The 7,497-nt window shown below is 60.5% G+C and carries 6 protein-coding genes; 2 read left to right on the forward strand and 4 right to left on the reverse strand.

Annotated elements, in window-relative coordinates:
- Positions 1 to 148: 148 nt before the first annotated feature.
- From benC to ABE459_RS19390, 4 genes are all read right to left on the reverse strand, one after another.
- Positions 149 to 1,159 (reverse strand): benzoate 1,2-dioxygenase electron transfer component BenC, encoded by a 1,011-nt coding sequence (gene benC, locus ABE459_RS19375; RefSeq protein ID WP_125858675.1) that lies wholly within the window; start codon positions 1,157 to 1,159, stop codon positions 149 to 151.
- A gap of 68 nt (positions 1,160 to 1,227) precedes the next feature.
- Positions 1,228 to 1,713 (reverse strand): benzoate 1,2-dioxygenase small subunit, encoded by a 486-nt coding sequence (benB, locus tag ABE459_RS19380; protein WP_125464138.1) that lies wholly within the window; start codon positions 1,711 to 1,713, stop codon positions 1,228 to 1,230.
- The gene (gene benA / locus ABE459_RS19385) at positions 1,710 to 3,068 is read right to left on the reverse strand and encodes a benzoate 1,2-dioxygenase large subunit (RefSeq protein ID WP_322360417.1); all 1,359 of its coding nucleotides are present in this window, start codon (positions 3,066 to 3,068) and stop codon (positions 1,710 to 1,712) included. The genes benB and benA overlap by 4 nt, the downstream gene beginning before the upstream one ends.
- Before the next feature lie 255 nt (positions 3,069 to 3,323).
- The gene (locus ABE459_RS19390; RefSeq protein ID WP_346648122.1) at positions 3,324 to 5,345 is read right to left on the reverse strand and encodes a hypothetical protein; all 2,022 of its coding nucleotides are present in this window, start codon (positions 5,343 to 5,345) and stop codon (positions 3,324 to 3,326) included.
- 641 nt (positions 5,346 to 5,986) lie between these two features.
- On the opposite strand from ABE459_RS19390, the gene ABE459_RS19395 reads away from it, so the two are divergent.
- Positions 5,987 to 7,048, forward strand: a complete 1,062-nt coding sequence (locus ABE459_RS19395; RefSeq protein ID WP_125464141.1) for a 3-deoxy-7-phosphoheptulonate synthase — start codon at positions 5,987 to 5,989, stop codon at positions 7,046 to 7,048.
- Positions 7,049 to 7,131: 83 nt separating this feature from the next.
- Complete coding sequence (locus ABE459_RS19400) at positions 7,132 to 7,413, forward strand: peptidylprolyl isomerase (protein WP_323831029.1); 282 nt, start codon at positions 7,132 to 7,134, stop codon at positions 7,411 to 7,413.
- Positions 7,414 to 7,497: the final 84 nt, after the last annotated feature.

Consider the following 7,497-nt stretch of genomic DNA (forward strand, 5'->3'; position numbering starts at 1 on the left):
CGATGAGGCCGGAACAGCCAGCCAAAATTGCTGGGCGAGGGCTTCGCCCTCGATCGCTGGCAAGCCAGCTCCCACATCGGTTCTGCCTGCCATCGCAATAAAAAGAGGCCGCCCTCACCCGCACGATGCGGGCAGCCCCGTAAAAGCCTCAGGCTGCCGCGGCGAACTTCTCGTAGTAGAAGTTGGCCGGGGTAATGCCCTGTTCGCGGATGTACTGGCTGACCGCCTCGACCATCGGCGGCGGGCCGCACAGGTACACATCCACATCGCCTTCGTTGAGGTGGCGTGGCTCGATGTGCTGGGTCACGTAACCCTTCTGCGGGTACTGGCTGTCGGGGTTGGCCACGCAGGCGCTGTAGGTGAAGTTGGGGATGCGCGCGGCCAGGGCCTGCAGGCGGTCCAGCTCGACCAGGTCGAAGTCGTTGGTCACGCCGTAGATCAGGTGCAGTGGGTGCTCGCTGCCCTGCTCGGCGATCTTCTCCAGCATGGCGGTGAATGGCGCGAGGCCCGTGCCGCCGGCCAGCAGCAGCAAGGGGCGCTGGATCGGCCGCAGGTAGAAACTACCCAGCGGCCCGGCCAGGCTCATGCTGTCGCCAGCCTTGGCCAAACCGGTGAGGAAGCTGCTCATCAGCCCGCCCGGCACGTTGCGGATCAGGAAGCTGACTTCGCCGTCCTTGGGCAGCGAGCTGAACGAATAGGCGCGGCTCTGCTCGCTGCCCGGCACCTTGAGGTTGACGTACTGCCCCGGCAGGAACGCCAGGCGGTTCAGTGCCTCGCCCTTGATCGACAAGGCGATGGTGCTGGCCGACAGCTGGCGCACAGCGCTGATGGCCGCCTCGAAGCTGGCCTGCTCGGTCTTGCACAGCTGCGACGAGGCCGGGATGCGCACCACGCAGTCGCTTTCGGCGCGCATCTGGCAGGTGAGCACGTAACCCTGGGCGATTTCTTCCGCGCTCAGGGCGTCCTCGATGAAGTTGTCGCCCAGGTCGTAACGGCCCGATTCGGCCTTGCATTTACAGGTGCCGCAGGCGCCGTCACGGCAATCCAGCGGAATGTTGATGCCCTGGCGGTAGGCGGCATCGGCCACGGTCTCATGGCCGTCGGCCTCGATGAAGCGGGTGACCCCGTCTTCGAAATTCAGTGCGATCTGGTAGCTCATGGTGCACCTCACGGGCGAGCCTGGCCGCAGCGCGCCGAGAGGCACACCGACAGGCTCGGCCTGGTGGATCAGATGTGGTAGATGTCGATGACCTGACGGACGTAATCGTTCTTCAGCACCACCTTCTTGTGCCTGATCAGCGGCTGCTCGCCGCGCAGGTCGAGGGTGTAGAAGCTGGTGCCGAAGTAGCTGTCGGTGGTCTTGTAGCGAAAGCTCAGGGTGTGCCAGTTGAAGCGCACCTGGCAGCTGCCCTCGCCCTGCTCGACGATCTCGATGTTGCTGATGTTGTGCGAGGTGCGGGTGTCCGGCACGGTGGCGCTGGAGCGCTCGGTCTTGATGCGGAATACCCGGTCCTCGAGGCCGCCACGGTTGCCGTACCAGATCAGCGAGATCTCGCTCTGCGGATCCTCGGTCAGGCTGTCGTCATCGTCCCAGGACGGCATCCAGAACGTCGCATCGCTGCTGTACAGCTCCAGCCATTGGTCCCACTGGGCATCGTCCAGGTAGCGCGCTTCGCGGTAGAGGAAGTCGCGCACAGTGTCATGCAGGCTCATTGCACGGCCTCCACGGGGATCAGTTGCTGTTCATCCTTCAACGCCTGGATCATGGTGTCCTGCCAGTACTTGTGCTGCAGCACGAACAAGCCTTCGTCCTCGGTGCGCACACCCGACAGCAGCGGTTTGAGTTCGATCTCCTTCGCCGCCTCGTCGGCACCTTCGACCCAGTGCTGCGCGCCGCGCGACATGTCGTTCCAGCCGGTGCCGCCGCCGTAGCCGGTCTGGCAGGAGCGGAACTCTTCCAGGTCATCCGGGGTGGCCATGCCACTGACGTTGAAGAAGTCCTCGTACTGGCGGATGCGCTTGGCCCGGGCATCGGCGCTCTCGCCCTTCGGCGCGATGCAGTAGATGGTGATCTCGGTCTTGTTCACCGAAATCGGCCGGGCGATGCGGATCTGCGAGCTGAACTGGTCCATCAGGTACACGTTCGGGTACAGGCACAGGTTGCGCGAATTCTCGATCATCCAGTCGGCGCGGGCCTGGCCGAAATCGGCGGCCAGCTGGTCGCGGCGCTCGTAGGCCGGGCGATCCTCGGGGTTGGCCCAGCGGGTCCACAGCAGCAGGTGGCCGTGGTCGAAGGAGTAGAAGCCGCCACCCTGCTTGGCCCAGGCGCCGGCGCTCATGGTCTTGATCTCGTCGCCCGCTTCGCGCTGCTTGCGCTGGTTCTGGGTGGCGGCGTAGTTCCAGTGCACGGAGCTGACGTGGTAGCCGTCGGCGCCGTTTTCGGCGGTGAGCTTCCAGTTGCCTTCGTAGATGTACGAGCTTGCGCCGCGCAGCACTTCCAGGCCCTCAGGGGACTGGTCGACGATCATGTCGATGATCTTCGCCGACTCGCCCAGGTGCTCGACCAAGGGCTTCACGTCGGCGTTCAGGCTGCCGAACAGAAAGCCGCGGTACGACTCGAAACGCGCCACTTTGGTCAGGTCGTGGGAGCCGTCGCAGTTGAAGCTGTCGGGGTAGCCGGCGTTGCTCGGGTCCTTGACCTTGAGCAGCTTGCCGCTGTTGTTGAAGGTCCAGCCGTGGAACGGGCAGGTGTAGCTGGACCGGTTGCCGCGCTTGTGCCGGCAGAGCATGGCGCCGCGGTGGCTGCAGGCATTGAGGAAGGCGTTGAGCACCCCGTCCTTGTTGCGCGCGATGAAGATCGGCTGGCGCCCCATGGTCAGGGTGAGGAAGTCGTTGTTTTCGGGGATCTGGCTTTCGTGGGCCAGGTAGATCCAGTTGCCCTCGAAGATGTGCTTCATCTCCAGGTCGAACAGGCGCGGGTCGGTGAACATTTCACGCTTGCAACGATAGACGCCCTTCTCCCGGTCATCTTCGAGCATGGCATTGAGGTAGTCGAATCCCAGGGACATGGCCAGGGCCTCCATTGTTATTGTTCAGGCCGGGTCAGGTTATGCCCTGGGTGGGGGCGCAGATATCCAGATCGTGCAAAATGCTATCCGTTTTGTGCAAAGCCTGTTGCGGGGTACCTTTTTTGTCGAGCCGCATCGGGCCAGTGAACTCACGCCCGCTTTTTGTAGGTTGTCTACGAATGCTCCGCGGTCGCCAGTCCTGCTTGCAACCGCAGAGTTCAACAATCGGAACCATACCGGGTGATGACGAAGTGGCTATTTGATGACGGTGAATGTCAAGGGTATGGAGGCTATCCCAGGGCGATGACCTATATAATAGATGTATCTGACAGTGAATGTCGCCGGAAACTGATAGTTATTGAACTGGTCAGATATGCACACCGCCGTATCCCCGGGAGCCTTGTCGGCCACCGTTTCTTTATGGAAGAGCATGGGAGGGCCGTTCGGAGTGATGACTTCTACCTTGTATCTGTAAGGCCGCACGATGTCTATGACTATGTCTATGTCTTTGCCTGTGTCTTCATCTTTGACTTTGACTTTCTCTTTGGGCTCGTCGAGGGTAATCACGACTTGACGCGTAGCGTTACTGCCACGCAGATCAACAACGTTATCCTTCGAGAGTGGACTCACTGTCGGAGCGGAGAGAATCTGATGGCGTTCACCGACATTCAGGCGAATTTCCCCACATTCTTTTTTGCCATAGTGGAAGGGTTTCAAATTGACATCCAAGTGGCCACCATCAAAATCCTTCAACTTCTCCCCTATTTTTTTATATTCATCTTTAAAAACAAATGTCATTGGCTCTGCCGGATTGATCACTTGACCGGATAGGCAAAGCCAATCTTTAAATTTTTTCCCTTCTTTCGTGCGAGCATGCAAGTTCACATACACTGTTTCGCCGGGTTGATGGCTTCGGTCCGGCGGGATGGTCACATGCAAACTGTCGATATCTGAAGCGATTTTCCATTCGATCGCGTTGCAGGCTGAGGTCAAGTCTTCTAATTGTTTTTTAGCTGTCCCCTGCAGCGCCGTCACGTTTTCTACTTCCTTTTGCTCCAACTCAGCTTTCTTCTGCAGCAACGTATCAAATGAGGGATGCTCAAATTGTGCCTCATGCACTATTGGCGCTTTCATTACCATGTCATAAGAAATGCTCTTATTAGCGACTTCGGAATAAGACGTTTCTACCCCATCGCGTTCAATGATATACATCGCCTGCAGCAGGCTACCAGACGGCGGATTGCGCAAATCCGGGCCCAGTCTGAAGGTCAGTTCCGCTGCCTCTGCTGTCACGGTCTGGGATCCAAGGGACCTGATGGTGGTTGCCACCATGTCGGTCGCCAATCCGTTGACCTTCAACATGACACTGACTTTGTCGCCCTCTTTCAGCTTTTCGCGCGGCACCGTAACCCATCCTTCGTTGACGTCATTCTCTGGGTCGACGAACTCAGGCGCCACCAGTAGGTCAAGGCCGAGCTTGACCTGCACCGTCACTACAGGTGACAAACCGCGAGAGACATTGCCCATTCCATTGATCGCAAAGTAAGACACCTTCAGCTCGTCATCTTGTGCAGCGATGAGCGTCAGCGCATCCACACCTATCTTGATCTCTGGGATGTACCATCCGCCCTCTGCCAACGCATCGATTCGCTGGAAACCCACGAACAGGCACACTTTGTCACCCGGAGAGGTATTGGCCCAAGCCGGGATGGTCACCTGCACATTACTGGTGGCCTGTTCGAGGCGGATGCCCCCCTCAGCAGGCAGACTGACGATCGGCGCGGCCAATGCGTGGGGCGTTATTCGCTTGCCATCTTCGACATAGGCTTTGAATACGTCATCACCCGGGTGCGAGAGCCAAGCTGATGCTCTGAGGGTAATCGATTGATGCTCCGTTGCCTCGCCAACGCGCTGCAAGTGCGACGCAAACAGACCGCCTTTGCTATCGAGGGACGACTCGCTGACCTCGAATTCGATGCATTGCCCGATCTCGTCTTCGGTCACCGTGTGATTCACAGGTAACCCATTGCACCTGACCCGAAGACGGTCCCCTGCACGCATGTTTTTGTAAGGCTGGACAATGGCCACCATCATGACGCCATTGACCATCGCCCACTGGTCATCGATGCCGAAGTCGACATCCTTGTAGGGAAAACGCGCGCCCTTGATGAAGGGGGGGCGCAGTTCACTGTTCTCCTGATTGGGGTAGCGCTCGTCGAGGTAAGCGTTGAATCTATCTAGGGTCGGCCTCAGCGCTGCAAGCTCTGTCCATTTCATGTTCGATCTCCTGGGGGGGTTGCCTCCATTCCAACAACGCGCTCGGCCATCGACAACTGACAAAATTGATAGTCTCAACCCAACGGTAGTCGGGGGCATCCATGGGCTCATCACCGCCATAGCGAAAACCCATTGAATCGCTAGGCAAAGGTGCAGTAAGCTCGGGCTCATTCACTGGAGAGCAACATGTCGAAACATTCCTGCAACCACGCCAACCACACCGGTCGCCCAGCGCACCGCGTGCTGGCCGTTGCCGGTCGTAACGCCGTTGCACCCTTTTATTTTGGTTATTGGTTTAGCTGACAGGCGCCGATAACCCACCCGGCGCCCACTCTCGAGGGGCCGCCGAACATGAGAATACTCAAACCCCCGGTCGGCTTCCCGACCGGGGGTTTTGCTTTTCCGGGCTTTCAAAAACATCGATTCATCTTGAGGACAGACTCATGAACTACGCCACTTACTACTACCCAAGCACCTATGCATGGCGATTTAGCCAATCCCGTTCGGGCCAGCCTGCCGCCTCCGTTCGGTCGATTTCCGGTGGCAATGCCGCACAACTACCCAATTTGACGACCAGTCGAACACCTCTATAGGGCCGACCGCGCGGGCCAGAACCCGCCGTCCGCCCAGGGAAAAAAGCCATGCACGCCTCGAACCTCGCCCTGCCCCTGACCCAACCGCAAGCGGCCAACGCCACTGTCAGCAAACGCTTGCCCAGCCCGCACCTGCTCAAGCAGCAGATGCCGCTGTCGACCGAACTCACCCAGCAAGTCCATGCCCATCGCCAGGCAATCCGCGCCATCCTCGAAGGTCGCGACGAACGCCTGCTGGTGATCGTCGGCCCATGCTCGATCCATGACCCGCGCGCGGCGCTGGAATACGCCGACCGCCTGGCGGCGCTCAACCATGAAGTCGGCGACAAGCTGCTGCTGGTGATGCGCGCCTACGTTGAAAAACCCCGCACCACGGTGGGCTGGAAAGGCCTGGCCTACGATCCGCACCTCGATGGCAGCGACGACATGCACGCCGGCATCGCCCTGTCCCGTGGCTTGATGCTGAGCATGATCGAGCGCGGCCTGCCGATCGCCACCGAGCTGCTGCAACCCATGGCCGCTGGCTACTTCGACGACCTGCTGGGCTGGGCGGCCATTGGCGCGCGCACCACCGAGTCGCAGATCCACCGTGAGATGGTCAGTGGCCTGGAGCTGCCGGTAGGCTTCAAGAACGGCACCGATGGCGGCATCGCCATTGCCTGCGACGCCATGCGCAGCGCCGCGCATCCGCACCGCCACTTCGGCATGGACGCCCAGGGCTACCCGGCGATCATCGAGAGCCTCGGCAACCCGGACACCCACCTGGTGCTGCGCGGTGGCCACAAGGGCCCGAACTACGATGCCCACAGCGTGGCCCAGGCGCGCCAGGGCCTGGCCAAGGCGGGCCTGGCGCCACGCATCATGGTCGATTGCAGCCATGCCAACAGCGGCAAGGACCCGATGCGTCAGCCCGCGGTATTCGAAGATGTGCTGCAGCAACGCCTGGCCGGCGACCGCTCGCTGGTCGGGGTGATGATCGAGGGCCATCTGTTCGACGGTTGCCAGGCATTGGGTGCCGGTGCCCTGAAGTACGGCGTATCGATCACCGACGGCTGCCTGGGCTGGAGCGCGACCGAGAGCATGCTGCGCGAAGCGGCCAAACGTTTGTAGGAAACAGTCGGCAAGCCTTGCGAGACAGGGCCTAGACAAGTGCGCTAGGCTTGCTCTCTTCCCCCCCCTAGGAGCAGTTCCCCATGGCCCGAGCCACCGCCCGCCACATCCTGGTTGCCTCTGAAGACAAGTGCAACGAACTCAAAGCACAGATCGAAGCCGGCGCCGACTTCGCCGAAATAGCCAAGGCCAACTCCACCTGCCCGTCGAGCCGCCAGGGCGGTGACCTGGGCTCGTTCGGCCCGGGCCAGATGGTCAAGGAATTCGACACCGTGGTGTTCAGCGCCCCGGTCAACACCGTGCAAGGCCCGGTGAAGACCCAGTTCGGCTACCACCTGCTGGAAGTGACCAGCCGCCTGGACTGAGGCGTTCTTGATCGCCCGCCCCTGCGCTGAACCTGTGGGAGCGGGGGTGTGCCCGCCTGAGGTCTGCGCCACACAAAACAGGGG

Origin of the sequence: Pseudomonas sp. TWI923 (assembly GCF_039673365.1) — a bacterium.
Taxonomy (GTDB): Bacteria; Pseudomonadota; Gammaproteobacteria; order Pseudomonadales; family Pseudomonadaceae; genus Aquipseudomonas; species Aquipseudomonas sichuanensis.

Coding starts and splice junctions, on each gene's coding strand:
- benC (WP_125858675.1), bottom strand. CDS start 1,159: ATGAGCTACCAGATCGCACTGAATTTCGAAGACGGGGTCACCCGCTTC.
- benB (WP_125464138.1), bottom strand. CDS start 1,713: ATGAGCCTGCATGACACTGTGCGCGACTTCCTCTACCGCGAAGCGCGC.
- benA (WP_322360417.1), bottom strand. CDS start 3,068: ATGTCCCTGGGATTCGACTACCTCAATGCCATGCTCGAAGATGACCGG.
- ABE459_RS19390 (WP_346648122.1), bottom strand. CDS start 5,345: ATGAAATGGACAGAGCTTGCAGCGCTGAGGCCGACCCTAGATAGATTC.
- ABE459_RS19395 (WP_125464141.1), top strand. CDS start 5,987: ATGCACGCCTCGAACCTCGCCCTGCCCCTGACCCAACCGCAAGCGGCC.
- ABE459_RS19400 (WP_323831029.1), top strand. CDS start 7,132: ATGGCCCGAGCCACCGCCCGCCACATCCTGGTTGCCTCTGAAGACAAG.